General features: G+C 58.9%; 21 protein-coding genes and 2 pseudogenes. 4 read left to right on the top strand and 19 right to left on the bottom strand.

Annotation, left to right across the window (positions count from 1 at the left end):
* Positions 1 to 28: 28 nt before the first annotated feature.
* A pseudogene (locus tag AC07OP_RS16400) lies at positions 29 to 846 on the bottom strand (transporter substrate-binding domain-containing protein).
* A gap of 936 nt (positions 847 to 1,782) precedes the next feature.
* Here AC07OP_RS16400 and AC07OP_RS16395 point away from each other — a divergent pair.
* Both AC07OP_RS16395 and AC07OP_RS16390 read left to right on the top strand, forming a co-directional pair.
* Positions 1,783 to 2,030 (top strand): annotated as a pseudogene (locus tag AC07OP_RS16395) (tyrosine-type recombinase/integrase); the annotation flags it as partial.
* Positions 2,031 to 2,293: 263 nt separating this feature from the next.
* Positions 2,294 to 3,205 (top strand): LysR family transcriptional regulator, encoded by a 912-nt coding sequence (locus AC07OP_RS16390; RefSeq protein WP_495101885.1) that lies wholly within the window; start codon positions 2,294 to 2,296, stop codon positions 3,203 to 3,205.
* 25 nt (positions 3,206 to 3,230) lie between these two features.
* On the opposite strand, the gene AC07OP_RS16385 is transcribed toward AC07OP_RS16390, so the two are convergent.
* From AC07OP_RS16385 to AC07OP_RS16335, 11 genes are all read right to left on the bottom strand, one after another.
* Positions 3,231 to 4,586: an ANL family adenylate-forming protein gene (locus tag AC07OP_RS16385; RefSeq protein ID WP_495101886.1), complete on the bottom strand. Its 1,356-nt coding sequence runs from the start codon at positions 4,584 to 4,586 to the stop codon at positions 3,231 to 3,233.
* Positions 4,587 to 4,610: 24 nt separating this feature from the next.
* On the bottom strand, positions 4,611 to 5,801 hold the full coding sequence (locus tag AC07OP_RS16380; RefSeq protein WP_495101887.1) for a cytochrome P450: 1,191 nt from the start codon (positions 5,799 to 5,801) through the stop codon (positions 4,611 to 4,613).
* Positions 5,802 to 5,803: 2 nt separating this feature from the next.
* Positions 5,804 to 6,478, bottom strand: a complete 675-nt coding sequence (locus AC07OP_RS16375) for an HAD family hydrolase (protein ID WP_495101888.1) — start codon at positions 6,476 to 6,478, stop codon at positions 5,804 to 5,806.
* A gap of 24 nt (positions 6,479 to 6,502) precedes the next feature.
* On the bottom strand, positions 6,503 to 7,522 hold the full coding sequence (locus AC07OP_RS16370) for a 3-oxoacyl-ACP synthase III family protein (protein WP_495101889.1): 1,020 nt from the start codon (positions 7,520 to 7,522) through the stop codon (positions 6,503 to 6,505).
* On the bottom strand, positions 7,519 to 7,773 hold the full coding sequence (locus AC07OP_RS16365; RefSeq protein WP_053139823.1) for a phosphopantetheine-binding protein: 255 nt from the start codon (positions 7,771 to 7,773) through the stop codon (positions 7,519 to 7,521). Before AC07OP_RS16365 ends, AC07OP_RS16370 begins: the two co-directional genes overlap by 4 nt.
* A 29-nt stretch (positions 7,774 to 7,802) precedes the next feature.
* The gene (locus tag AC07OP_RS16360) at positions 7,803 to 8,507 is read right to left on the bottom strand and encodes an SDR family NAD(P)-dependent oxidoreductase (protein ID WP_495101890.1); all 705 of its coding nucleotides are present in this window, start codon (positions 8,505 to 8,507) and stop codon (positions 7,803 to 7,805) included.
* The gene (locus AC07OP_RS16355) at positions 8,497 to 8,802 is read right to left on the bottom strand and encodes a hypothetical protein (protein WP_053139819.1); all 306 of its coding nucleotides are present in this window, start codon (positions 8,800 to 8,802) and stop codon (positions 8,497 to 8,499) included. Before AC07OP_RS16355 ends, AC07OP_RS16360 begins: the two co-directional genes overlap by 11 nt.
* 25 nt (positions 8,803 to 8,827) lie before the next feature.
* Positions 8,828 to 9,628, bottom strand: a complete 801-nt coding sequence (locus tag AC07OP_RS16350) for an AfsA-related hotdog domain-containing protein (RefSeq protein WP_495101891.1) — start codon at positions 9,626 to 9,628, stop codon at positions 8,828 to 8,830.
* A gap of 5 nt (positions 9,629 to 9,633) precedes the next feature.
* Positions 9,634 to 10,395 (bottom strand): thioesterase II family protein, encoded by a 762-nt coding sequence (locus AC07OP_RS16345; RefSeq protein ID WP_495101892.1) that lies wholly within the window; start codon positions 10,393 to 10,395, stop codon positions 9,634 to 9,636.
* Between the two features lie 369 nt (positions 10,396 to 10,764).
* Positions 10,765 to 11,958 (bottom strand): MFS transporter, encoded by a 1,194-nt coding sequence (locus AC07OP_RS16340; RefSeq protein WP_495101893.1) that lies wholly within the window; start codon positions 11,956 to 11,958, stop codon positions 10,765 to 10,767.
* 23 nt (positions 11,959 to 11,981) lie between these two features.
* Positions 11,982 to 13,535 carry an MFS transporter gene (locus AC07OP_RS16335; RefSeq protein ID WP_053139812.1) on the bottom strand — a complete coding sequence of 518 codons (1,554 nt, stop codon included), beginning with the start codon at positions 13,533 to 13,535 and terminating at the stop codon, positions 11,982 to 11,984.
* A 143-nt stretch (positions 13,536 to 13,678) separates the two neighbouring features.
* Between AC07OP_RS16335 and AC07OP_RS16330 the strand changes: the two genes are divergently transcribed.
* Positions 13,679 to 14,602: a LysR family transcriptional regulator gene (locus AC07OP_RS16330; protein WP_347709454.1), complete on the top strand. Its 924-nt coding sequence runs from the start codon at positions 13,679 to 13,681 to the stop codon at positions 14,600 to 14,602.
* Between the two features lie 313 nt (positions 14,603 to 14,915).
* On the opposite strand, the gene AC07OP_RS16325 is transcribed toward AC07OP_RS16330, so the two are convergent.
* The 7 genes from AC07OP_RS16325 to AC07OP_RS16295 form a co-directional block, all read right to left on the bottom strand.
* On the bottom strand, positions 14,916 to 15,674 hold the full coding sequence (locus AC07OP_RS16325; RefSeq protein ID WP_495101894.1) for an ABC transporter ATP-binding protein: 759 nt from the start codon (positions 15,672 to 15,674) through the stop codon (positions 14,916 to 14,918).
* Positions 15,668 to 16,714 carry a FecCD family ABC transporter permease gene (locus AC07OP_RS16320; protein ID WP_495101895.1) on the bottom strand — a complete coding sequence of 349 codons (1,047 nt, stop codon included), beginning with the start codon at positions 16,712 to 16,714 and terminating at the stop codon, positions 15,668 to 15,670. The genes AC07OP_RS16325 and AC07OP_RS16320 overlap by 7 nt, the downstream gene beginning before the upstream one ends.
* Positions 16,711 to 17,865: an ABC transporter substrate-binding protein gene (locus AC07OP_RS16315; protein ID WP_115487954.1), complete on the bottom strand. Its 1,155-nt coding sequence runs from the start codon at positions 17,863 to 17,865 to the stop codon at positions 16,711 to 16,713. The genes AC07OP_RS16320 and AC07OP_RS16315 overlap by 4 nt, the downstream gene beginning before the upstream one ends.
* A gap of 64 nt (positions 17,866 to 17,929) precedes the next feature.
* Entirely contained in the window at positions 17,930 to 20,344 is a 2,415-nt protein-coding gene (locus AC07OP_RS16310; protein ID WP_495101896.1) for a TonB-dependent siderophore receptor, read from the bottom strand.
* A 101-nt stretch (positions 20,345 to 20,445) separates the two neighbouring features.
* Complete coding sequence (locus AC07OP_RS16305; RefSeq protein ID WP_495101897.1) at positions 20,446 to 21,423, bottom strand: FecR domain-containing protein; 978 nt, start codon at positions 21,421 to 21,423, stop codon at positions 20,446 to 20,448.
* Positions 21,424 to 21,939, bottom strand: a complete 516-nt coding sequence (locus AC07OP_RS16300; RefSeq protein WP_027603406.1) for a sigma-70 family RNA polymerase sigma factor — start codon at positions 21,937 to 21,939, stop codon at positions 21,424 to 21,426. It abuts the gene before it with no gap.
* 118 nt (positions 21,940 to 22,057) lie between these two features.
* Positions 22,058 to 23,287: an MFS transporter gene (locus AC07OP_RS16295; RefSeq protein ID WP_495101898.1), complete on the bottom strand. Its 1,230-nt coding sequence runs from the start codon at positions 23,285 to 23,287 to the stop codon at positions 22,058 to 22,060.
* A gap of 175 nt (positions 23,288 to 23,462) precedes the next feature.
* Between AC07OP_RS16295 and AC07OP_RS16290 the strand changes: the two genes are divergently transcribed.
* Positions 23,463 to 25,661 (top strand): TonB-dependent receptor, encoded by a 2,199-nt coding sequence (locus AC07OP_RS16290; RefSeq protein WP_495101899.1) that lies wholly within the window; start codon positions 23,463 to 23,465, stop codon positions 25,659 to 25,661.
* Positions 25,662 to 25,681 lie beyond the last annotated feature (20 nt).

The raw sequence follows: 25,681 nt of genomic DNA, 5'->3' as shown, positions 1-25,681 counted from the left end.
AAGTCAGGTGTTGCTGACACCTGACTTATCAACTGCCCGAACGCGCTTCGATATAGGAGTGGCGATTGAAGGGGCTTTGGAGCGTTAACCACCGTGTTACCTCGGTCTCAACGACGAATAAACTGCCCGCTGCGCGCCTCAGTGCTTGTCCCCTGACTGTGAAACGCTCGGCCAATTCGGTATTGCCCTTGGCCACCGCAATGCCGGCGCCTTCACCAAAGTATTCCTTGCTGCGCAGTTCTGGCCCGACAAAGGCGAAACCCTTGCCGCGCGGGGTCTTCAAGAAACCTTCTTCCAGCGGCGCGGCATTGGCGATGGTGCCTTCGAGCCGGTCAGACATCAGGTCCAGGTAGATTTCCGACTGCGAGCCATATCGAACGACTTCCACGCCCAGAGGTTGCAGCTTGTCGGTAGCGAAACGATCCTGGGTCGCGCCGCGCTGGACACCGATGCGCTTGCCCTTGAGCGAGCTGAAGCCGTCATCGACCTGCGCGCCTTCTTTCATCACCAGACGGGCCGGGGTCGCGTAGTACTTGTCAGTGAACGTCACCGAACGCTTGCGGTCCTCGGTGATCAGCATCGAGGAAATTGCCGCATCGATTTTGTGCACTTTCAAGGAGGGAATGAGGCCGTCGAACTCCTGTTCGACCCACACGCACTGGCCTGCATTTTTGCGCACATGGCATTGCCGATATCGTAGTCGAAGCCACTGATAGCGCCGTCAGGCGTTTTGAAGGCAAACGGCGGATAAGCCGCTTCGATGCCGATCCGCAGCGGTTTTTCCGCCGCCTGGGCACCCAAGGTGCACACTGCCAATGCCAATCCCAGCCATAGTGCTTTGTTCACGGTGTATCTCCTGTTCGCCGGGGGCGGCCGCAAATGATCAACGGACGGGCCCCTTCGTTAATTGAGTTGAGGTGGACGGGCAGGTAGACGACGGAAGAGAATCTTGGTGTGCCGCTCGGAACGGCTAATGTGTTATTTTTTCCAGAATGGACATTATAGTCCGTAATTGTCAATCGCAACGTTGACTGGGTTCGTTTGTGGACCTGCCAGAGATCCGACAATTTGCGGAACTGTGTGCCGAATGCGGCTTGGATCAGGCGTGTCTCTCGCTGCAAGAAATTGCCGGCCATGGCGAATCCGAGCACCCATTTCCATGCTAAGTGGTGGAGAGCGAAGCAGTGAAAGTCGAAGCACATGAGTGATCTCAAGCGCAAGCCATGTCTAGTGAACCTAGATCTGTCTTTCCGGTGAGGTCTCGTCTCCTGTTGATCCTGCGCAATTGCCACCGCCGGCTTGTTGATCGCTCGTCCGATTGGCTATGGGGAGAATCCAATAACATAGCTTGGAATCATTCGTTCCTGCCTCTTGATACCCCCAAAAAACAAGTCCAGAATTGAGTCTTTCCTGCTTCAGCAAGAAAATAAACCCTTTAGATTTCAATGTGTCGGACACCAGATGCGAGCCTCGTTTCCCGCTCCAAACACAAAGAAAAAGCCACTCAATAGAGTGGCTTTTTTTTGCCTGTGATTTACGTGATAGACGCTTCGGCGTCTTTTTTCGTTCCTTCAGCATCCATCGAAAGCCACGGGTATCCGGACGTTTTTAGTCCAGAATCTAGTCCATAAAAATGGCAGGTTCCGAGATCGGATTGTTGCAAGAGCCCGACGAGTCATTTGCTGAGCATCTAGTCCTGAATCCAACCTTCAGAAGGCTAGAAGCCTGGCTCTTTCAGATGCTGCTGTCCGGCAGGCCAAGCCCACTGGCAAAGATTACGGCGGGATGGAACAAACGCAGTTAGGAATACGGCTGTTGCTGTTGACGGGAGTACGCACGGGAGAACTGCGCTGGGCGACCCCCGCTCAGTTTGATCTTGAGCGAGGGCTGTAGACCATTCCGTCCGAGGTGGTCAAACAGTTGCAATTGAAGATGCGCAAGAAAAGCAAGCGTGTGCAGGACATCCCCCCTATATCGTGCCGCTGTCGACCCAGGCGATGGAGGTGGTGCGCCAACTGTTGAAGGAGTTCGGAAAGGTTAGCCCTAAGCCGTGAAAATCTACGGCTTACACAACAGCATCGAAGGTGTGTTAGCCAGACGCTTACGCAGCACCCGCCGACAAAATAGTTGCTCTGAATGTGGCACCACGTCAGACTCAAAAATCGACGACATCCGGCGACAAGTGCTGCTCAAAGCCCAATAATTAATAAAGCAGCTGTGCCTATCTTTTGCCAAGTCGACTTTTGCAGCATCAAAAATTCTGCCTATATCACCCCCCCTGCGGACACGGAATATGGATAATCTGAGCGGGTTGATTGCTTTTGTGCGGGCAGCAGAAAATCAGAGTTTTACCCTTGCGGGCAGAGCGCTGGGTATCTCGTCTTCTGCCGTAGGGAAAAGTGTCAGCCGCCTTGAAGAGCGGATTGGCGTGCGCCTTTTCCATCGTAGTACCCGGCAAATCAGCCTGACCAGCGAAGGCTTGGACTTTTTTGGTCGTTGCCGCACTTTGCTGCAGCAATTACAGGATGCCGAGGCCGCGCTTTCCCACTCCAAGACCCGCCCTCGAGGGCGTCTGCGAATCAGTTTGCCAGCGGTGGGCTATCGGCTGATCTCGGGCATGTTGCGCGAATTTTGTCAGCGCTATCCGGAAATCGAACTGGACCTGGATTTCAGCGACCGGCTGGTCGATGTGGTCGATGTGGTCGATGAAGCCTTTGATGCGGTGATCCGAAGCGGCGAGCTGCCCGATTCCAGCCTTGCAGCAAAAAGAATCTGCACGTTCCGGTTCGTCTTGTGTGCAGCGCCCGATTATTTTCAGCGCTACGGCATGGCAAAGAGCATCGAGGACTTGCAGCATTACAAAGGCATCGCCTATAAATTCCCTTCGAATGGAAAACTCCAGCCCTGGTGGCTGAAGGTCAATGGCGATACCGTCAAGATCAGCCTGGAAACCACCATGGTCATGAACAGCGTGGAAGCGGTCCTCGCTGCGTGTCGCAATGGCCTGGGCCTCGCCTACCTGCCTGACTTCGTCATTCAGGAATACCTGGCCAGCCAGGAATTGATCAGGGTGCTGCCGGAATTGAGCCTGGAGGGTGATTTCTGGATTGTCTGGTCACCTAGCCGCTTGCTGTCACCCAAGACCCGCGCATTCATTGATTTTCTAGGTGAAGCGCAACTGATGAGCAGCCCTGAAGGCGGTTGATGGCGCCTTCAGGGCACGCCACTTCTCAGTCAATCAACAGCTTTTTGAACCGCGTCGAATACTGGATCGCCTCTACCGATTTCAAGCGTACCGGCACCTTATAGGCATCCATCAGTCGCCGGGCAAATTGCCGGATATCGTGCAGCACGTTCGCCGTTGCGTCTCCATAGTCGCTATCGAGGACGATGTGCGCGGCAACGAATTGCCCGGTCAAGGCATTGGCCTCGCCGTACGCCTTGCAGTCACGTACCTGCGGATGGCGTAGCAGCACGGATTCCACTTCTGCGGGGTAAACCTTCTCGCCACCGACGTTAATGATCTCTTTGCTGCGGCCGAGGATCTTCAGGTAACCATCGGCATTGACCTCCACCAGATCGCCGGTCTTGAACCAGCCATCCTCGGTGAAGCTGTCCATCGAGTGGTTCAGGTAGCCCATGACTTGCGTCGCACTGCGCAGCCAGAGCTCGCCGTCGACGACTTTGTGTTCACTGGAGCCTTCCTGAAAGCGCATATACAGGCTATCGGACGACAACGAACTGGTATTGATGATGCCCGTCTCGCTGGTGCCGAAGGTCTGCAAAAACTTCACTCTTGGCAGGTGCTCGCGAAGTTTGAGCAACAAACTCTCCGGCATCGGCTCCGTGCCATAGGTGATCATGCGCAGGCTACTAAGGTTGCAGGTATCGAATACCTGGTTGATCAACATCAGGTTCAGGAATGTCGGCGAGGTCGGAAGCACCGTAATGCGATGTTTTTCAATCAGCCGGGCAACGGTGTCTGGGGTTTTGCTGGCGGCAATCGTTGCCGTTCCGCCAATAGACAATATGTTCAACAGCGTATTGATGCCGCCGATATGGTCAAACAGCAAAAACAGAAAGATATCGAGGCGTCGAGAGCGTTTTTCAGAAAACTCGCCCACCAGTCGATCAAGGTCATGCAGCATCGCCTTGGGTGTGCCGGTGGTGCCACTGCTGAACAGAATCAGGCCGGCGTGCCCCTGCTTTTTAAGCTCGCCGATCATCGGGTTTTCCGGCGCTTGAGTAAGCATGCATGGGCGAATCTGGCGGGTCTGGATATCGATCACAAACTCAGGGTTTGCGGCTGCCTGCTTGTTTTGAATTTCCGCCGGGTTTTCAGCAGTGTTGAGCGCAATGATGTGGCCGTTCTGGTACAGCGCCAGAAAGAGCGCGATACCCGCGAACGAAAAATCGCCGCTCATGAACACGACCGCTTGCCTGGACACACCATTGGCGGCCAGCCAATCCAGTTGGGCACTGATCTCTTCGCTCAGTTGGGCGTAGGTGTAGGACTGTTCAGGGTCATTCAGAAAGATCTGGTTCGAAAACTGAGCAAATCCGTTTATCAGCGGTTTAAAGATCATGGCTTATCCCTTATTGAAAAAGCATCAAAAACGCACGGGCAGTTCGTCGGGACGGCGCAATACCGTGCCGTTGATCCAGCGGATCGACGCTGGGTTACAGGCCAGTTCCAGGTTGGGTAATGCATGTACCAGGGTGGACAGCACAGTGGCGATTTCCAGGCGTGCCAGCGCCGGCCCCATGCAGCTGTGGATCCCGTGGCCGAACTGCATGTGCGCGACCTTATTCTGGCGCTCGGGGTTGATCAGCAGCGGCGCGTTGAACACGCTGGGGTCGCGATTGGCGAAGAATACGTTGGCGTACACCGTAGTGTTCGCCGCGATCACACCGCGGCTGGTGTGCAGCGCTTGGGTGGTCATGCGGGGGAATGCTGATAACTTGCCGATGGGAATCAGCCGAATGAGTTCTTCGATCAACTGCGGCGCTTGATCGGGCTTCTCTCGTATGTACTGCCACAGCGATGGCGCGCACAGCAACGTATAGAGACTCTTGGTCATGACGCTTAGAGCGTTATGGTCGCCCCCCAGCAGAATTCCCAACAGAACCCCTACAAACTCCCGATCGCTCAGTGGGTCTTCCAGGGTGTGGCGCTGGTCGACATATTGACGAATGAAGCCGTCTGGATGCGCCTGCCTGCGGCCCTGCACGAAGTCCATCATGTAATCGAAGCTGGCGTTGACCGCCGTTTCGATACCGACGATGTCATCCGGCGGTGCTGATTGGATCATTTGGCTCCAGGGTCGGAACAACTGCCGGTCTTCTTCGGGGATGCCGAGAATGTGACACACCGTCGAGGAAGTCAGGCGCTCCAACACCGAGGCAAACAAGTCCGGCGGCGTTACACCGCTGCGCATCTGCTCGATGCTGTCGGCGGTCATAGTGGTCACGTGTTGGCGCACGCTTTCCAGGCCACGCTTGCTGAACGCACGCGCGACGGTCGCGCGCGAACGCATGTGCGCCGGGTTGTCCAGATTGAGCAACAGCTCCGGCTGCGTCGGGCCGGGGAGAAAGGTCGGGCCGTTTTCGACGTTACATAGGGTGCGACTGATGCTCGGGTCTGCCAGAAACGCCTTGCAATCGGCGTATCCGGTCAGATGGGTGGCGACGTGGCCGCTGGGCAACCTGATTTGCGGCAATTGATCCTGCCAGCCCACGGTTTGGTAATAGGGCGCGGCGTCGAGGTTGGGGATATCCAACACGCTGGGATGGACACGCATGTTCATCGGGCACCTGCCAGTGCACGGGGTTGCTCCGTGCCGATGAGTGCCCGCACAGCCTGCTGCGTCTCAAGGCTGTCGACAAATAAAATGGCGTGCCAACCGGCGGCTCGCGCGGCGTCGCAGTTTTCTTCGACATCGTCGATCAGCACGCAGGCGTCAGCGGGTACGCCGATCTGCTCGGCCGCCAGCGCGAAGATCTTCGGGTCAGGCTTGCGCAGTTTTACCTTGCAGGAATCGACGATGCTGTCAGCCACATCATCCAGGCCCACCATACGCCGCCAAGGCGTTTCCCACTCCACGACGTTATTGGTGAGGATGCACGCCTTCAGGCCGGCCGCTTTGACCTCATGAAACAGCTCGAACATGTGCTGGTTGACGTTGTGCGGGGAAAACCACTGCTCACCGTGGTTATCAAAATCGCAACGACTCAGGTCAATGCCCGGATACAGCTCGGACAATGCCTTGCTCATGGCCTGCCCCCATTCGACCTGAGTCATCATTGCCAACTCGATGGGCGCCTGGAATTGCACGTTCAGGGGCTTGGCCACGGTATGCATGGCAGCCTCCATCTGGCTGCGGCTGATGCCAGTATTTTGCTGGTAGACGCGGTACAGCTCATCTATGGAGGGCGACAGCACGCCGCCGAAGTCGAACCAGATTGCTTGGATTGTCATGGTCATCTTTCCTTGAAAGTAAGGTCAGTTAGAGAGGGCAGGTACTTCTACGGGCGCAATGATGTGGGCATCGCGCAGCGATAAATGGGCAATGCCGATCGACAACCCGACGCCAAAACCACAGGCAATCAGGTTGTCCTGGCGCACGTCCTCACTGCCGTGGCGCTTGCAGATCATCAGCGGTATCGACGAAGGGCCGGTGTTGCCCACGTCTGCCACTTCAATGGGGACTTTGGCCTGCGCAACACCCAGCTTTTTGGCCAGGTAATCGAGCATGAATTTGTTGGCCTGGTGCAGCAGATAAAACGGCACACGCTCAGGGTCGATGCCCTGGTCGCGAATGAAGGCGTTGATCGCCGCCGGTACCTTTTCCAGGGCAAAGTTCATCACTTGGCCGCCGTCCATATGCAGCCCACTGGCCTGTACCCGGCTGGTCACGCTGGACGTGTAATCCAGAGCAGTGTTGAGGTACTGCGCCCCGGCGCCATCGGTATTGAAAGCAAACCCGAGTGCCTGCTCACCGCTTTCCAGCAGCGTGCAGGTCGCGGCATCACCAAAGACCAACCGCACATGCCGGTCTTCAGGGTTGAGCAATTTGCTGATCACATCGCCGGTACACACCATGACTCGGCGGCAGCCGCCGGCCTTGATCAGCATGGCCGCTTGAAACAGGCCATAAACGTAGCCGGAACAGCCAAAATTGAGGTCGAAGGCTGCAAGCGCTTTCTTCAACCCCAAGCGATCAGCCAGGAGCGCACTACTGGCGGGCATCAGGCTGTCGGGCGTTTGAGTGACAAGCACCAGGCCATCGATGCTGGCGGGGTCGATATCCGCCGCGTCGAACAAGGTCCGGGCAGCAGCGGCGCACAGATCCACGGTCGACAACCGATTGGCCACCCGCACCTGATGGATTCCGGTGCTTTTGGCGATCCGCTGAACCTCTTTTTCGCCGAACAACGTGGCGAAATCGGCCAGGGTCATCACGTCCTGAGGGATGGCCGCCGACAGTGCGCGGATCGACACCCCATCGATAGACAGGCTCATGAGGGTTCACTGATGCGAGCGCCAACCGCATCGGCCTGGATGGCGTCGAACAGCTCACCCATGGTTTCAACCTCATCGAGCACGGCAGGGCTCAAAGCGAAACCGAACTGGTCATTCAATACACCCAGCAGCGTGACCTTGGTCAATGAATCCCAATTGCTCAGCGGCTGCAGCAATACATCGGCTTGCAGTTCCGATTCGCGCAGTTCCAGAAGTTCTGCCAGTTCTTTCTTGATCGCGTCCAGGTTCATGGTGAGCTCCTTTTGCAAGAGCACGTGAGTTAGAGGCCGCCGAGATACACGACTTGGCCAGTAATGAAATTGCTACGCGGCGACAGGAAAAAGTCCGCCACGTTGGTCACATCGTCGAAAGTGCCAAAGCGCTTGAGCGACTGTTGCGCCAGCAGGTCTTTCATTTTTTGTGCTGGTATGACCCGCGTCAGATCCGTATCGATTGGTGTCGGACCTACGGCATTGACGGTGATGCCAAAGCTGGCGAGCTCCTTGGCCATCACGCAGGTCAGGGTTTCCACGGCGGCTTTGGACGCTGCGTACAGCGCTTCGCCTTCCAGCTTTAATGGCTTGGCCACCGTCGAAAAATTCACAATGCGTCCCTGCCGTCCGGCACGCATGAGCTTTGCCGCCTCCCGGCTGAGCAGGAAAGTGCCCAGCACGTTGGTTTGCATGATGTTTTGCGCGGTTTTGTAGGGCGTCAGCAACGAGTGATTCATGCTGGCGATCCCGGCATTGTTGATCAGGTGATCAAGCCGACCGCAGGTGCCACGCACATGCCTCATCAGTTCGCTGATGGCCTGTTCATCGGCCACATCGGCGATAAAGTGGTGATAGGCCGGATGGCTCAGATCACTGGATGAACGGCTACAGCCGATCACCCGATGCCCTCGCGCGAGGTAATGTTCGGCAAGATGCCTGCCGATCCCCTTGCGCGTTCCCGTAATCAGCGTGACAGGCGTGTTATCGGGCATGAGACACCTGTGCATTGAGCTCGACAATGTAGTTGGCGAAGGTTTTTACCGACTGAAACGGGCTGCGCTTGGGGGACATGGCACTGTCGTTGACCAGCGTCAGCTTGACCCCCAGTTGCTCCTCGATCATCTGCTCGACGTCAATCACGATGGACACCAGACTCATCGAATCAAGGACACCGCCAACCCCATAGAGGGCAGTGTTTTCGCCTTCTTCCAGGCTGATGGGTTGGGCGAGACTGTGGTTTTCATTTTCAATCGCGCTATAAATGATGCCGAGAACTTGCTCTTTCATAAGGGTTCCTTCCTCTCAAAGGGGATCAGACAAGACGCTTGACGAATTGATGAAGAAGTTGCGCTTCCTTGAGTTGAAAGTAGCGCGAGTCAATCACCGACAATTCAAACCCGAGTTCAACTTGGCACTGGCCTTGTTGTTTGAACTCAAGGCGGCAGCCAAACCGAAAATTCGAAGCGCCCGAGCGACGTAATTCAAGCGGAATGCAGAGAATTTCCGTGTGTACAGGTAGCAGGAAGTCCCTATAGTTGACGTCCATCTTGTGGGTAACAAAGTTGACTTTGCCTTTCGCTTGTGGTGCGACGTAATAGGCTTCCGCAACCGCGATGGTCATCTGGCGGGCCGCCTCAATAACCATCATGCCCGACACATGCTGGCCAGTTAGGTGATCGCTTAGTTCGGCATTGGCATCATCTATCATCAGCGAGGCCGAGTAAGTACCGTTGCCATTTTCGCCAGGCGCAGAGATGGCAATATTATGAATTTTCAACTTATGGGTGACGGTTGAAGACGCACGCGTCCGGCGGTCTTCCGGCAGGATATTCAAGGCCGGCGACAGCACCTTCTTGAATCCATATAACGTGTTAAGTTGCTCATCGGTAACACCCTGGCCGACATGTAAGGTTAGTGATTCATCCCTATCAAGCCGGGTGACCATTTCTTCTGCGGCTGTCACCGAAATAAACATATTATCGCTGCACTGACTTTTGATTCGGTCCCCCACCACAATGTAATGCCTGGGCGGTTCCTGCGGCTGTGCGCTGAGCGAGGAAAGTCCGGCAAACGGGCACGAAGAAACGCTATTTGAAACACTGAGCTCTTCCATTTCTTTCACCTTATATGCGTGCTGAGATCCAGGTATCGGGATGAAACAGGCCGGCGTGCTATTGAGCCGACAGGCTCCATAATTGTTTTTGTAATGGCAGTGACATGCTGAGTGAGGAAAAAATGATCTCCCTCAAAAAACTCCATACATGCAAAATTTTGGCTATGCTCCTCCCAGGCCATTACGTCCTCAACCGGTGCGAAAGGGTCGTTACTGCCGCCCAGCACCGTCATGGGAACCTCCACCGGGTCACCGGCAACGTGACGATATAAAGCGGCGGCCTGGAAGTCCTTGATAAGAGAGGGCAGCATGCGGTGCTTGGCCGCCGAGTGCTGGAGTACGAAATCCGGAACGGCACCAAACTTGGAAAGTGTTTGAATAAATTCCTCTTCAGAACCGTCAAGCGTCAATTGCGCGCAACTGAAAATGCGCGGAGCACGACAGGCTGCGACCACCAGCTTGCTCAGTCGTGGTCCAAATTCATGTTGGCGACGAGCAACTTCGTAGGCAACGATCGCACCCAGGCTATAACCAAAAAGAATGACCTCACGCACCGCCAGGCCGTCGATAAGTGCAATGACTTCGTTCACCATGGCCTCGACAGTACCGGGGGCCTGCGTTAGATCTTTTTGATAACGACTTTTATAAGTAACACCCACGACCGGCATGTGAGCGCCTACCGCACGCCGCAGGGTTTCAAAAGACAAACCACTGCCCCCGGCAAAGGGGACAAACACACACACTTTTTCAGAGTCGATGACAGTCATCGAAGACTCCTTGTTTGAGAGATCAAAAGAAGCCCAGAAACTAACGAACGCCCGGGCCTTTCTGCCAAGTTGGAGCCTGCCTGATTTTTCCGAAAAATCTGTTTGCTGTGGGCAATTGTATTTCAGAGTATTTCAAAGCATTTGAGCGTTTTAGGCTCAACTGTCTGAACTATAAGTTCAAGGTCCAGCCGTGCTAAATACATCATTGCGCGCACGCCTCAACGAGCGAACAGAAATACACAGGACTTATTGAGTAAAAGGGAAGGAGCAGGCAGGACGAAACGAGTTGTACTGTGAACAACCAATACAACTAGTCAGTGCAGGAAGGGGATAACAAGTTACGAATGTGGCCGTTCAGTCATTCAATGATTAAACGGTGGCAAGTTGTTTGGGGCGAGGTCTAAGTATCGCCAACAAGGCGACCATTGCTAATACGGCGCACAGCAATCCCAGTAAGGCGCATCCGGTCCACCCGAAACGCTGCCAGAGATACCCTCCCATGGCACTGCCGAAGGCACCGCCACAAAAATTACAGACCATATACACCGTGTTCAAACGGCTGCGACTGTCCGGGCTGAGGGAAAAAATACGCGTCTGGTTGGCCACCTGCCCCAACTGCAAGGCAAAGCTGAGCAGGTTGGCGCACGCCAGCAACACCAGAAAAGTGTTGGCCCAGGCCATCGACAAAGCGAAGCTCAGGCTACAGAGCACAATAGAGGTGAGGCTGATAGCGACTGTGCCGAAACGTTCACACAACTTACCGGCTGCGGGCGTCAGCAATGTGGCAAGAGCGCCCCATAAGCTGAACAGCCCGACATCGGCAGCATTCATGCTGTACGGCGACGCCATCAGCTTAAATGCGATGACCGACCAGAACGCACTGAATGCCGCAAAAACTGCTGCGCCCAGGGCGCAGGACAAACGCAGCAGCGGCTCATGCCAAAACAGATGCAGCATCGAGCTCAATAATCTGCCGTAGGCAACCGGCACTCCAGGCGCTTGGCGTCGGGGCAGAATGCTCGGCAGCGCCAGCGCACACATAAGCATGGCAGCCGCCGCCACCCAATAGACCGACTGCCAGCCGAGGTGGTCGGCCAACCATCCGGCAATGGCGCGGGACAGCAGGATGCCGGTGACCAGCCCCGTTTGCACCCACGCGATGACACGACTGCGTTCTCCGGCTGTGGCCAGCCCGGCCAGGTAGGGCAGTAACACCTGCGGAATGCAGGTGCCCATGCAGAGCAAGAAGCTGGCACCTGCCAGCATTGAAAGCTGGGTGGCCTGGCTGGCCAGCAGTAACAGGGCGGCGGTCCACACCAGCAGTAAGCGACAGAGCCGCAAGGGCGCCACCCTGTCGCCCAACGGTACGATCAGCAACATTCCCAGGGCATATCCCATCTGCGATGCCGTAGCTATCCAACTGGTTTGCCCTGCATCCGCGTGTAAGGCACCTGCAAAGACCGGCAGCAGCGCCTGGTTAAAGTAAACATTGGCCACCGACAAACCGCACAGTAAAGCAATGCCCGCCAGAATCAGCGGCGTAAAGTGTGTATTGGGCGACATCAGGCATGGCTCCAGAGCGGCTCTCAGGTATCGGATGAAAAACGCACGGCATCGGGCGCGGATTCAACCCCGGCCTCGCTTTGGCGCCCCAGGAACAGGAAGACCACGGCAGCAGTGAACAGCGTGAACATCGCCAATAGCTGCAACAAGGTGTTGAACCCTGAGGTATAAGCCGAGCGCAGCACCGCTAATGGAATTTGACCGGCGTCGGCGCTCGCGTGTTGGATATCACCCATTACCAGGCGTTGCGCGATACCCGAATAGTCGACAGCAGACAGTTTGACCGCGTCACTGAGACTCAGATGATGCGCCACCAGCGCCGTCAGCACCGCAACCGTAATTGCCAGGGCGACACCTTCGCTGGCCACCCGCGTCGTATTGAAAATACCCGCGGCCATCCCCGCTCGTTCCTTGGGAATAACACTGATCGACAAACCATCCATCAAGCCCCACGGCAAGCCGGTGCCGATCCCGGTCAGCAGCATAGCCGCGATAATCTGCGCATGGGCGCCGACCGGAATCGTACTCAGCCAGTAGAGCCCGGCCGCCGCGATCACAAAGCCGATCGCGCAAAGTATCCCTGCCGACAGCCAGCGCGTCAGCGACGCGGCAGCCATCGGTACAATCAGCATTGGGGCAGAGAGTGCCAACATCATCAACCCCGCCTCAAACGCGCTGGCCCCTTCCACACCGATAAACCGAAATGGCAGCAAGACGATCAAGACGATGTAGCAGTAGCAGGTGCCGATCGGCAGGATCTGTACACCGACAAAGCGCGGAAACAGGAACAGCCCCAGTTCCAGCATCGGATGTTCCGCCCGATTTTCAACCATGATAAACAGCAGCAAAAACACCGCAGCCCCACCCAGCAACGCATGGATGATCGGCGAGCCCCACCCTTGCTCGGGTGCCAGGATCACCGCCGTGGTAAACAGGATCAGCAGGCCGGAAAACGTCAGCAAGCCGGGTGTATCCAGACGTCGTGCCTGCGGGTCGCGGCTTTCGCGCATTTTCGGCAGAGCAAAGATCAACGAAAGGATGGCGATCAGGGCGGTGCAAAGGAAAATGGAGCGCCAGCCCATCAACTCGATCAATAACCCCGATAACAACGGACCGAAGGCCAGGCCAACCCCGAACGTGGTGCCCAAAAGGCTAAAAGCACGCGTGCGGTCATGGCCATCAAACTCCTGCGCCAGGGCCGCCGAACCACTGGCCAGGGCCGCGGCCGCAGCAATGCCCTGCACACCACGCAACAGGTCCAGCCAGATAATATCGGGGACCACCGCCAACAGGGTCGACACCAGTGCAAACAACGCCATCCCGCACATGAACAGACGCTTGCGTCCGTAGAGGTCAGCAAGCGTTCCCGCCGCCATCAAAAGGCTGCCGAAGCTGAGCATAAAAGCGTTAGTGATCCAGGCCAGTTCCGTGGGATGGGCAGCGAAGGTTTGGCCAATGAACGGCGTGGCCACTGCTCCGCCGGTAAAACTCATAGGCAACACCAAGGCTGCCAGGCAAATGGCAGCCAGGATGGAGTACCGGCCATGAGCCGGCAGCGGTTGGGTCGTTGCGTTCATTAGGTCATTCCCTGCATGTGTATGAAGTATCCGTGCTGGCCCGGCCGAGGCGCGCGAACGTTCACATACTCTAGTTAGGATACAATCGAAGATAAATGGGGTTTTATTCCACTTATAGTGAACCAAAAGGATGTAATGGATTTGTGGACAGTCTCAGTGGTGTGATCTCATTCGTAAAAACCGCCGAGGCGCTCAGTTTCATCAGCGCCTCCAGGACGTTGGGTATTTCTGCCTCGGCGGTGGGCAAAAACGTTGCCAAGCTCGAAGCTTCGCTGAATGTGCGGTTATTGCACCGCAGCACCCGCAAAGTCAGCCTGACCGCAGAGGGCCAGCTGTTTTATGAGCGCTGCCGAAAGGTCCTCGACGATCTTGAAGATGCCCGTGCAATGCTTTCCCATGCCACACAGCAACCCCGTGGAAAGTTACGCGTCAGCTTGCCCACCATCGGATATCGCTTTCTGTTGCCCCATATGGCGCGGTTTCGCAAAGCCTACCCGGAGATCGAGCTGGAACTGGATTTCAACGACCAGTTGGTGGATGTGATCGATGAAGGCTTTGACGTGGTGATTCGCAGCGGCGGCCAGGTCGACTCCAAGCTGATGGCTCGAAAGTTGGGGCCTTTCAAGTTTGTCCTGTGCGCATCGCCCGACTATCTGCAGCGTAAGGGGCGCCCCGTCACGCTTATTGATCTTGAGCATCACGAGTGCCTGCGTTACCGATTCGTTACGACGGGTAAAATCATGGACTGGAGTATGTCTTCGGCGCCCCAGTTCACGCAGCTGCGCCTGCCCACCGCACTGACCTTGAACAACATGGAGGCCATGCTGATGGCCGTGGTGGATGGGCACGGCATCGCATTTGTCCCGGATTTCCTCGCGCGCGAAGCCATCGCCCAGGGGCGCCTGGAAACCGTGCTCGAGGGTTACAGTGAAGATCAGGGGCAGTTCTGGGCGCTGTGGCCGTCCAGTCGCCATCTTTCACCGAAAATTCGCGTATTCGTAGACTTTGCCGCCGAGCATCTATTTGCCACTCCTGGGGTCGACAATCCGGGAGCAACGCGTTCATGAAGCATTGTCGCCACCGTGCCGTCTCGGTCCTGTCAGCCCGCAACGATATTGTTAATGTCGATTCATGACTCATTATTGCCTCACCTCGACAACCACCACCACGACCGCTGAAAGCGGATCGTGCGAGGTGTCGTGAGCCAATAACAGACAGAACACTTCAAAGGCCCGCCAGCGATGGACAGGGCCTTTTTATGCGATGTGATTTACGTGATAGACGCTTCGGCGTCTTTTTTCGTTTCTACGCAAACCCATTGGAGGAGGGGCGGCACCAAGTGTCTGGCGACAGGCTTCGTGACTGATCAGCGGCTATGAGCTATCCGGTTATCCCGTCGATCAAGATATGCCGTTGTCCCCGACTGCACTGCTCGATCCGCGCCTCAACCTGGTACACCTCGCGCAGCATGCGTTCGGTGATCACCTCATGACTCGCGCCGCTGCCCTGGGCGGTGCCATCGGCAATCACCAATACCTGGTCGGCAAAGCGCAACGCCTGGTTCAGGTCATGCAGGGCAATAAACACGATGACCTGCTGTTGGCGGGCCAGTGCGCCCATGAAGTTCAACACTTGCACCTGGCGATGCATGTCGAGGGCGCTGGTGGGTTCGTCCATCAGCAGGATTTCCGGTTCGCGCACCAAGGTCTGGGCGATGGACACCAGTTGCTGCTGGCCGCCGCTGAGTTCGCCCAAGTTGCGAAAGGACAAGTCGCTGATGCCAAGGGCCTCGAGCATTTCGTCCACCAGGTTCAACTCGTCATCGTGGACGGTCCATTGCGGCGACAGTTGCTTGCGGGCCAGGAGTACCGATTCGTAGACCGTCAACCGCGCACTGGCATTCAAGCCCTGGGGCATGTAGCAGATGCCCTGCCGGCCCTTTTTCGAGTCCTGCAGGATCACCCGTCCAGGCCCGTCGATCAGCCCGGCCATGCGTTTGAACAGGGTGGACTTGCCCGCCGCATTGGGCCCCACCACCGCGACCACCTGGCCGCCGGTGAACGCGGCGGTGGTAACGCCACGGATGATCGTGCGCTGGCCATAGCGGGCACCCAGGTCTTGCAGCTGAATCTTCACCATGTGTTTTTCTTCCCGCTGAGGATCAGTGATATGAAGAACGGCACGCCGATCAGCGAAGTGACCACCCCGATCGGGAAGATGGCACCCGGGATCAGGGTTTTGCTCACCACTGAACTGGCGGACAGAATCAGTGCGCCGGTCAGCAGCGAGGCCGGCAGGAAGAAGCGTTGGTCCTCGCCGATCAACATCCGCGCAATATGCGGGCCGACCAGCCCGATAAAGCCGATGGTGCCCACAAAGGCCACGGGGAACGAGGCGAGCAGGCTGACCATGATCAGCGTCTGAAAACGCAGGCTGCGTACGTTGATCCCGAAGCTGGCGGCCTTGTCGTCACCCAGTCGCAGTGCGGTCAGGGCCCAGGCGCGCTTGGCAAAGATCGGCAGGGTGATCACGATCACCAGGCAGATCACCCCGAGTTTGGGCCAGGTGGCTTTGGTCAGGCTGCCCATGGTCCAGAACACCACGGCCGCCACGGCTTGCTCGGTGGCGAAAAACTGCACCAGGGCCAATAACGCGTTAAACGTGAAGACCAGGGCGATACCCAGCAGCACGATGGTTTCCGCGGTGACCCCGCGACGCATGCTCAGGAAGTGAATCAGCAACGCCGACAGCATGGCCATGATGAACGCGTTGACCGGCACCATGTACTGCGCCGCCAACGGAAACAGCGCCACACCAAACGCCAGCCCCATGGCTGCACCAAAACTGGCGGCGGCGGAAATGCCCAGGGTGAAGGGGCTGGCCAGCGGGTTATTGAGGATGGTCTGCATCTGCGCGCCGGCCAGTGACAACGCCGCACCCACGGCAACCGCCATCAGCGCGATCGGCAGGCGGATGTCCCACATCACCACGCGAACCTGTGCCGGCGCACTGTCCGGCGCAAACAGTGCACCGAGCACTTCATGGAAGCTGTAGCTCGCCGGCCCCAGGGCCAGGTCAAGCAGCACACTGCACAGCAACAGTAGGGCCAGGCCTCCGAGGATAAGGCGTTTGCGCAGCACCAGGGCCCGGTAGGTGTCGCGTTGGATCACGGCACTCATGGCTTGAGGCTCACGAAGTAACCCGGCTCATAGGGCACCGGCAGGAATCGCTCGTGCAATTGGCGAAACGAGGCTTCAGGGTCCAGGTCGGTAAACAGTGTCGGATGAAACCACTTGGCCAACTGCTGGATGGCCACGAACTGATAAGGGCTGTTGTAGAACTGGTGCCAGATGGCATGGAACGCCTGGTCATCCTGCGCCTTGATCCCGGCATAGGCCGGGCGTTGGGTATACCAGGCCAGTTTGCGCCGGGCTTGGGCCATGTCGGCACCGGGACCTACCCCGACCCAGTGGCCACCGGGGGCAAAGGCTTCCCAGTTGGCACTGGTGACCACCACCTGTTCCGGGTTGGCGACGATCACCTGCTCGGGATTCAGCTGGCCAAAGGTGGTGGGAATAACGCCTCTGGCGATGTTATTGCCCCCCGCCATATCGACGAACAGACCAAAGTTTTCATTGCCGAAACTCAGGCAGCAATCGTCGGTGTAGCCACCGATACGCTCGATGAACACGCTGGGGCGCGAAGGGTGTTGCGCGTTGATCACGTCGGTGACGCGGCGGATCTGCTGATTGCGAAAGTCGATAAACGCTTCGGCACGCGCCTCTTTGCCGAACAACTGGCCGAACAGGCGCATGGTCGGTTCGGTGTTCTGCATCGGGTGGTTGCGAAAGTCGACGTACACCACCGGAATCCCCAGGGCATCGAGCTTTTCGATATAGCGGGCGTCCTCGGTCGCGTGCTGGGCCTCGATATTGAGGATGATCACGTCCGGGCGCTGGGAGATGGCCTGCTCGATATCGAAGGTGCCGTCTTCAAAGCCGCCAAAGGTGGGGATTTTGGCGATGGCGGGAAATTTACGCAGGTAAGCGCCATAGGTGTCCGGGTCGGACTGGATCAGGTCCTTGCGCCAGCCGACGATTCGCTCGATGGGGTTTTGCGTATCCAGCGCGGCAACCAGGTACAACTGACGGCCTTCCCCGAGAATCACGCGCCGGACCGGCAGGTGCACCTTGACCTGGCGCCCGAGCAAATCGGTGACGGTGCTGCGTGGTGCCTGCGGCTCGGCGGCCGTTGACGGCAGCGCCCATCCCAGCAAACCCGCAAGCAGCAGCCCGGCGAAGGCGTGGCTGCGTCGAACAATGGTAACCATGGTTAAAGCCTTTGCAGTGGTCGGGCCGGGTGGCGGTGCAGCTTGCCGTGCCGGGCCGAAGGTTTCAGAAATCGACCGTGGTCGACAGTAGAAGGGTGCGTGGCGAGCCTTGAGAGAACGCACCGTAGGAGGCGACGCCCGACCAATATTCACGGTCGAACACGTTCTGTACCGTGGCGCGGAAGGTCGTCGGCCGCTGGGCGATGCGCGTGCTGTAGCGCACGCCCATGTCGAAGCGGGTCCAGGGCGCGAGCTGCTGGGTGTTGGCCTGGTTCACATATTGGCTGCCGGTGTACAACGCCCCGCTGGTTAGCGTCAGCCCCTCGACCCAGGGCACGTCCCACTCGGCCCAGAGGTTGGCCTGCACCTTCGGCACCCCCACCGGGGTATTGCCCCGGTTGGCCGCAACCGCGCTTTTGGTCAGTTGCGCATCCAGCAGCGTCACCCCGCCGAGCAGGCGTGTGCCTTGGCCGGCTTCGCCGGATACGTTCAGCTCCAGGCCCCGGTTGCGCTGTTCGCCTTGTACCGCAAAGGTGGTGCCTGACAGCTCGCCACTGGGTTTGGTGATCTGGAACAGCGCGAGTGTGGACATGACCGTGCCGTAGTCGAGCTTGACCCCCACCTCATGCTGGCGTGAGACGTAGGGGGCAAAGATCTGGCCCGCGTTCGAGGCCGTGGCGGGGGCGATATCGCCTTTGCTCAAGCCTTCCAGGTAGTTGTAGTAGAACGACACATGCTCCCAGGGCCGGACAACTGCGCCGAACAGCGGCGTGGTCCTGCCGTCGTCGTAAGCCGTGGTCACCGCGCCTGCCGTGTTGTAGTTGTTGGAGAGGATGGTCTGTTTGCGCAGGCCGGCCGTCACCTGCAGGCGCTGATCGAACATCGACAAGGTGTCGGCAACCGCGACGCCGGACAATTCGGTCGCCGAGACTTTCGGCGTGGCCGGCGTGGCAATGTCGGCCTCGGGTCGTGAGACAGGGTGGTAAATGTTCGACAGGATCGGCGGCCCGGAAATAATGCCGCGCGACAACTCATCGCGATAGCGCGTGACTTGCAGCGTGGTGCTGTGGCTGATCGGCCCGGTGTCGAAACGCAGTCGGGCACCGGTGTCGACCGTGTAGCGCCGTACTTTAAATTTGTAATAGCCGGGGATCGACGAGGTGTCGCCGGCGGTGTTGATGATGGTCGGGGTCTGGTCGGAAAGGCGTGCCACGTTCGACTTCCCACCGCCGGCATGGGCAAACAGGGTCAGTGCGTCGCTCACGTCATACTCGCCACCCAGCAATGCCGACTCGTCGCGGGTCTTGGACCAGCCCCACGCCTGGCTGACGTTGGTACGCCCGTTGGCGGCGTGGGGAATCGGCACGCCGGGCGCGATCAGGAAGGGCCGTGACGCCGCGTCGAATTGCTCTTGCTGGTTAATCAGGTCCAGGCTGGTGCGCAGGCGATCGCCCTGGTAATCCAGGGCGATGGCACTGACCCCGACATCCCGCGATTGCTTGTCGATGACAGTGTCACCCTGCTGCACGCGGCCGTTGACGCGCATGCCGAATCGCCGGTCCTCGCCAAACCGCCGACTCAGGTCGATATGGGTGCCCAGTTGCAGGTCCTGGGCATAGGAGGCCGTGACGCGGGTCAGGTCCTCGTCCAGGGCGCGCTTGGGGACCACGTTGATCACGCCACCGACGGCGCTGTTGGGGGACATGCCGTAGAGGAGGGCGCCAGGGCCTTTGACCACTTCGATGCGTTCGGCGTAGTCGGTAAATACCCGGTAATTGGAGGCCACGCCGTACACACCGTCGAACGCCAGTTCCCCGAGGTTGCCTTCCCCCACCGGAAAGCCGCGGATAAAGAATGAGTCGACGATCCCTCCCGTCTGGCCGGTGGAGCGGACCGAAGAGTCGCGCTCCAGCACGTCGCCCACGGTGGTCGCCTGCTGGTCTTTGATCAATGACGCGGTATAGGTGCTGATGCTGAACGGCGCGTCCATCACATCCGTATTGCCCAGCAGGCCGAGACGCCCGCCCTCGGCCACCTGGCCGCCCGGGTACACCGGCGGCAGGCTATCGGCGTGTTTTTGCGCCGCCTCCACCGTGGTGGTCGACAGCGTCAGCCGGCGCAGTACCAGGGTGTAGCTGCCATCGCTGCGCAACACCATCTCCAGGCCGCTGCCTTCGAGCAAACGCGTGACGGCTTCCTGCGTGGAGTAGGTGCCGTTCAGTTCGGGGCTGATCAGGCCCTCCGTGATCGAAGGCTGGAACGACAGGGCAATACCGGCGTCCACGGCAAAGCTCGAGAGTGTCGCGCCGAGCGGGCCGGGGGCGATGTGGTAGGCCTGCACAGCGACCGAATCCAATTGGGCCGGTGCCTCCGCCAATGCCGCCGGGCACATGGCTCCGGCCAGCAGCAAGCTGAGCACGACGCCGTGCACCATCGGTTTGAGCGGACGAGCCGGACGCAGGGGCCGTGCTACGAGCATGAAAGGATGACCCATGGACGAGAGGAAAAGGCTGTTCCTGTCTTTGCCAGTCGAGGTCGAAAAAAGTATCACCCCGGCCGCCGTTTATTTTTGCGTGGGAGTCAGGCGGGCGACAGGGTGACCCAGTAACCGCGCAAATGACTGTTCGCCAGCACGGGATAAGTGTGCACCAGCATGCTCAAGGTGCGATCGGTATCACTGATCGGAAAGGCCCCGGAAATGCGCAGGTCAGCGATGGCCGGATCACAGCGCAGGAAACCTCGGCGGTAGCGCGTCAGTTCCGCGACGAAATCCGCCAGGCGCATCTTGTCGGCCATCAACATGCCTTGGGTCCATGAACCGATGTAGCGATCGGTCGGCGCCAGCTCACCAAAGGTCTGTGAGGAGAAGTCGGTGCGCTGTCCGGCGTTGACGATCAGCGGCGGGGTCTGACGGTTATCGGCCAATATCACCCTCACCGCGCCGTCGATGACCGCAAGATGGGTGCGGGGGCTGACTTCACGCACGGTAAACCGTGTGCCCAGCGCCTGCATGCTTCCCTGGCGGGTGCTGATCAGGAACGGCCGGGGCAGGGGGGCGGTGTCCACGGCGGTCTGCACCAGGATTTCGCCTTCGCGCAGGTGAATAAGCCGTTGGTGGTCGTCGAATACGACGTCGATGGCGGTAGCGGTGTTCAGGGTGATGCGTGAGCCATCGGCCAGGGTCAGTTCGCGGCGCTGGCCAACGTCGGTGCGGTAGTCCGCTGACCATTGCTGCGATTGCGCCAGCTTCCAGCTCCCCCAACCCGCGGGCGCCAGCGCCAGCAGGATCGCCAGCTTGCCCAGTGCTGCACGACGTTCAGGGCTGTCTGGCCGGTCGAGCGCCGACATCGCCAGGGCGGGCGGCAGGCCGCCGAACTTGCTCTGCAGCAATTGCGCCCGCGACCAGGCGCGATCCCGCTCCGGGCTGCTGACCTTCCAACGCTCCCATTCGGCGCGCTCGTGCTCGCTCAGTTCGCGTTCGCTCAAGCGCATCAGCCACTCGGCGGCTTCTTCGAGTACCTGCGGGTCCAGCGGCGGTTCCCTGCGCAGACCGAGCATTCACTCCACCAGCATCAGGCACTGTACGAAGGCCTGTTTCATGTAGCGCTTGACGGTGATCAGCGATACACCCAGTTGCTCGGCGATGTCGTCGTACTTGAGGCCGTTGATCTGCGACAACAGGAAGGCGCGCTTGACCAGGGGCGCCAGAGTATCGAGCATGGCGTCGATTTCGTGCAGGGTTTCCAGCACCATGAAGTGCGCCTCGGGCGACGGTGCTTCGTGGGTGGGCACGTTCGCCAGCGCATCCAGGTAGGCGCGTTCCAGTGCCTTGCGCTGGTACCAGTTGACCAGGATGCCCTTGGCCACGCAGCTCAGGTACGCCCGTGGCTGGTCAATCACCGTGACCTGTGAGGCGAGGATTCGGGTGAAGGTGTCCTGCGCCAGATCCGCCGCATCCATGGCGTTACCCAGTTTTCTCTTCAGCGTGGCATACAGCCAGCCGTGATGCCCGCTGTACAGGGCCTCGATGGCGCGCAGGTGATTGAGGTGATTCGCGGAAGAGGTTTCGCTCATGGCGGCCAATTTTGTTTGTAATTGAGAAGTATTCCCAATGCTAGTTGACAAACCGACGTGAGCGCAAGCGCGATCATGTCCGGTGATCAGGCGTGTGACAGGCGTATCAAGGCGCTAATCAGCGATTGGACGGCGCGGACGCCGACCAGTACCGCAACGCCACCATGGGAACCAGCGCCACGGCATAGGCCAGGCATACGAAAAGATAGGTGTATGGCAGGCCGTAGACCTGGCTCAACAAGCCACCGATGGAGATGCCGGCAATCGAGGCGAACTGCGCGGTACTTTGGGCAATACCCAGTACGTAGCCTTGTCGCGAGCTGTCGGCGGTTTTCGAGACCAGCGCCATCAGCACGGGGGTGGTCGCCCCCAGCAGGACTCCCCAAATGAAGTAGGCGAGAATAAATACCCCGGGGCTGCGCGTTACGCCCGCCACGGCAGTCAGGGCGATGCAGGCCATGACGATATACGTGATGCGTTGCAGGGTTTCTGCCTGGGAACGATGCTCGAAGTAGCGCGACCATGCCGTTGCCGACAGGATAAAGCCCAGCGCCAGCAACCCGTAGCACAGGCCCACGATTGAGTGGCTGACCTCGAAGGTCGAGCTCACGTACAGCGAGAAGGATGTCTGCGGCAGCATGCGCGCCAGCAGCAGGATCCCCATGACGCACAGCAGCGACAGCAGGGGAGAGCCGCGCCATAGGCTTTCGGTGCCTGCGGCCGGCGCGCGGGTGGCCACCGCCGGTTTTTTCGGTACGGGAGGTACATCCGGCAACGTCACGGCGGCGATGACGGTACAGAGTGCACAGAGCACCGAGGCGACGATGTTGATCCAGAAAAACGTCGCGTAATCGAGGATCAGGCCGCCTGCGACCGCACCCAGCAGTGAGCCGACATTGGTCGATATCTGCAGGATCGCGAATAACCGCGCCCGTCGCGACGGCGCTTCGATACTGACCCCGTAAGCCTGCGCCGGGGCTATATAGCCGGCAAAGGCGCCCTGCAGAAAACGCAGGATCAGGATGACCCAGATGTCACTGAAAAACGCCAGCCCGAGCTGGGTCAGGGACAACCCCGCGAGTGCGCGGATCATCATCAGTTTGTGGCCGCAGCGATCGCCGATACGGCCCCAGAATGCACTGGTCAGCATGATGCCCAGCATCGGCCCGACGTACACGGCGATGCTGGCGAAGCTGAATACCGACTCCGAGGACGCCAGCCCGCGCAGGTGCACGGGCCAGAACGGCCCGCTCATTTCCATCGCACCCATGGAGACCAACTGGATCGCGAACAGAAGATAAATGAGGATTCTCACACGCGAACCCTGGATGGCACCTGCTTGGGACATGCGTACTCCTTGGTCAGCCACAGGGCCATTTCATGCCAGTGTGTGAGGAACGCGGCGTCCAGCACAACCCTGCGCACCGTGCAAAAAAAATCATACGGGAGGGTGATACCTTTTCGCATGTCGACTGGCATTAGGAGTAATTCCCATTTTCCCTCGTTGAAAGGATCCTCTCGTCATGCCTGTTGCCAGTCGGCCTTGCGGTGAACGCGCGTTAACCCTCGCTATTCGAACCGCCCTGTTGAATTTCGTCATGGTCGCAGCGGGCGCCAACGCCTGGGCTGAGACACCAACGCCTGCCGCCACGGATGACAGCACGCCCAGCCTGACCCTCGACACCACCACGATCGACGGCCGCTACAACGGCCCGACGGCACTGCCCGAGGTGCTTGCCGGTGGGCAGGTGGCGCGCGGCGCGCGGCTGGGCATGATGGGCAACAAAGACGTGATGGACACGCCGTTCAGCGTCACCAGCTACACCGCCAAAACCCTCGCCGACCTGCAAACCGTCACCGTTGCCGATGCCCTGGAGCGCGACCCGTCGGTGCGCTCGACCGGCCAGACCGGCGGTATCGTCGATTCGTTTTTCATTCGCGGTTTTGCCATCGGCGAAGGCAACCTGGGTGAGCTGGCCTACGACGGCGTGTATGGCGTGGCCCCCAATTACCGGGCGTTTACCGAGTACGCCGAGCGTGTCGAAGTGCTCAAGGGGCCGGGTGCCTTGATGTATGGCATCTCGCCCAACAGTGGCGTGGGTGGGGTCATCAACATTGTTCCCAAACGGCCGCTGGAGGAAGACCTGACCCGGTTCACCGGCAGCTACGCGTCAGACTCCCAGGCGGGCGGGCACCTGGATATCAGTCGGCGTTTTGGTGAGGAAAACCAGTTCGGCGTGCGCTTTAACGGCAGCCTGCAGGGCGGCGACACGGCGGTGAACGACCAGCATCGCGACGTAGGGATCGGTGCGATTGCCCTGGATTATCGTGGCGAGCGGCTGCGCCTGAACCTGGACTACATCAGCCAGAAAGAAAGCTTCGACGGTGCCTCACGCCCGTTCACCATCGCGCCGGGCGTTGACGTGCCGTCCGCCCCCAATGGCCGCACCAGCCTGCCGCAAAAGTGGGGTTGGTCGGATACCAAGGAACAGTCCGCATTGCTCGGCGGTGAATATGATCTGAGCGACAACCTCACCGTTTTCGCCCATGCAGGGGGCGGCAGGTCGGATGTGAAACGCATGTCCGACCAAGTGCCGCGCATCCTCAATGACGCGGGTGACACCAGCAACGTCCCGGGCTATTACAAATTCAACGTCGACCGTTCTACCGCCGATGTGGGGATTCGCGGGCTCTTCGCCACCGGCCCGGTAACCCATACCACCACGCTGATGGCGACCCGTTACCAGGATGAGCTGTCGCGGGGCATCAACAACGGCACCACAATCCTCTCCAATATCTACCACCCGGTGGACACGCCCAAGCAATACATCAACACGCCCAAGGTGCTGCGAATCTCCGAGTCGGAGCTGTCCGGCGTGGCGTTGACCGACACCTTGGGGATGCTGGATGACCGTCTCCAGCTGAGCCTGGGCGTACGCCGGCAGTTTATCGAGTCGCGTAACTACAATGCCGCCGGCACCGTCAGCTCGCGTTACAGCGCCAACGCCACCACGCCGTTGCTGGGTGTGGTGGTCAAGCCCTGGGAGGACGTCTCCCTCTACTACAACTACGTCGAAGGGCTGAGCAAAGGCGATGCGGCACCGGGCACGGCGAGCAATGCCGGGGAAACCTTTGCGCCGTATGAGTCCAAGCAGCACGAACTGGGGGTGAAGTATGAACACGGCACCTTCATGACCACACTGGCGCTGTTCCAGATCGAAAAACCTGCCGGCGAACTGGGCGCCAATGGCGTGTATTCGGTGCAGGCCGAACAGCGCAACCGTGGCCTGGAACTCAGCGTGTTCGGCGAAGTGGCCACCGGCACCCGTTTGATGGGGGGCGTGACCTTCCTCGATGGCGAGCTGACCAGGTCGGCGACTGCCGCCAACCAAGGCAACAAGCCGGTCGGCGTGCCCGACATCCAGGCCAACCTGTGGGCGGAATACGACACCCCCTGGCTGGAAGGTTTCACCCTCACCGGTGGTGCGATCTACACCGACAGCCAATACGTCAACCAGGCCAACACCCAGGAACTCGACGCCTGGACCCGCATTGACGCCGGTGCGCGTTACGCCACCAAGATAGAAGGGCGGCCGACGACATTCCGCGCCACGGTACAGAACGTGTTCGACCGTGAGTACTGGTCCGGCGTGGCCTCTTATGGTGCGTTTTCCCCGGGGTATCCGCGTACCTTGCAACTATCGGCGACCGTCGATTTTTGACGGGCGCCGGTTTGGAGCAA

This window comes from Pseudomonas sp. GW821-FHT09D08 (genome assembly GCF_059416305.1).
This window is presented reverse-complemented; position numbering and strand designations above follow the sequence as displayed.

Bases quoted from the DNA above. Each gene is read 5' to 3' on its own strand.
- AC07OP_RS16390 (WP_495101885.1), top strand. From the start codon at position 2,294: ATGGATAATCTGAGCGGGTTGATTGCTTTTGTGCGGGCAGCAGAAAAT.
- AC07OP_RS16385 (WP_495101886.1), bottom strand. From the start codon at position 4,586: ATGATCTTTAAACCGCTGATAAACGGATTTGCTCAGTTTTCGAACCAG.
- AC07OP_RS16380 (WP_495101887.1), bottom strand. From the start codon at position 5,801: ATGCGTGTCCATCCCAGCGTGTTGGATATCCCCAACCTCGACGCCGCG.
- AC07OP_RS16375 (WP_495101888.1), bottom strand. From the start codon at position 6,478: ATGACAATCCAAGCAATCTGGTTCGACTTCGGCGGCGTGCTGTCGCCC.
- AC07OP_RS16370 (WP_495101889.1), bottom strand. From the start codon at position 7,522: ATGAGCCTGTCTATCGATGGGGTGTCGATCCGCGCACTGTCGGCGGCC.
- AC07OP_RS16365 (WP_053139823.1), bottom strand. From the start codon at position 7,773: ATGAACCTGGACGCGATCAAGAAAGAACTGGCAGAACTTCTGGAACTG.
- AC07OP_RS16360 (WP_495101890.1), bottom strand. From the start codon at position 8,507: ATGCCCGATAACACGCCTGTCACGCTGATTACGGGAACGCGCAAGGGG.
- AC07OP_RS16355 (WP_053139819.1), bottom strand. From the start codon at position 8,802: ATGAAAGAGCAAGTTCTCGGCATCATTTATAGCGCGATTGAAAATGAA.
- AC07OP_RS16350 (WP_495101891.1), bottom strand. From the start codon at position 9,628: ATGGAAGAGCTCAGTGTTTCAAATAGCGTTTCTTCGTGCCCGTTTGCC.
- AC07OP_RS16345 (WP_495101892.1), bottom strand. From the start codon at position 10,395: ATGACTGTCATCGACTCTGAAAAAGTGTGTGTGTTTGTCCCCTTTGCC.
- AC07OP_RS16340 (WP_495101893.1), bottom strand. From the start codon at position 11,958: ATGTCGCCCAATACACACTTTACGCCGCTGATTCTGGCGGGCATTGCT.
- AC07OP_RS16335 (WP_053139812.1), bottom strand. From the start codon at position 13,535: ATGAACGCAACGACCCAACCGCTGCCGGCTCATGGCCGGTACTCCATC.
- AC07OP_RS16325 (WP_495101894.1), bottom strand. From the start codon at position 15,674: ATGGTGAAGATTCAGCTGCAAGACCTGGGTGCCCGCTATGGCCAGCGC.
- AC07OP_RS16320 (WP_495101895.1), bottom strand. From the start codon at position 16,714: ATGAGTGCCGTGATCCAACGCGACACCTACCGGGCCCTGGTGCTGCGC.
- AC07OP_RS16315 (WP_115487954.1), bottom strand. From the start codon at position 17,865: ATGGTTACCATTGTTCGACGCAGCCACGCCTTCGCCGGGCTGCTGCTT.
- AC07OP_RS16310 (WP_495101896.1), bottom strand. From the start codon at position 20,344: ATGCTCGTAGCACGGCCCCTGCGTCCGGCTCGTCCGCTCAAACCGATG.
- AC07OP_RS16305 (WP_495101897.1), bottom strand. From the start codon at position 21,423: ATGCTCGGTCTGCGCAGGGAACCGCCGCTGGACCCGCAGGTACTCGAA.
- AC07OP_RS16300 (WP_027603406.1), bottom strand. From the start codon at position 21,939: ATGAGCGAAACCTCTTCCGCGAATCACCTCAATCACCTGCGCGCCATC.
- AC07OP_RS16295 (WP_495101898.1), bottom strand. From the start codon at position 23,287: ATGTCCCAAGCAGGTGCCATCCAGGGTTCGCGTGTGAGAATCCTCATT.
- AC07OP_RS16290 (WP_495101899.1), top strand. From the start codon at position 23,463: ATGCCTGTTGCCAGTCGGCCTTGCGGTGAACGCGCGTTAACCCTCGCT.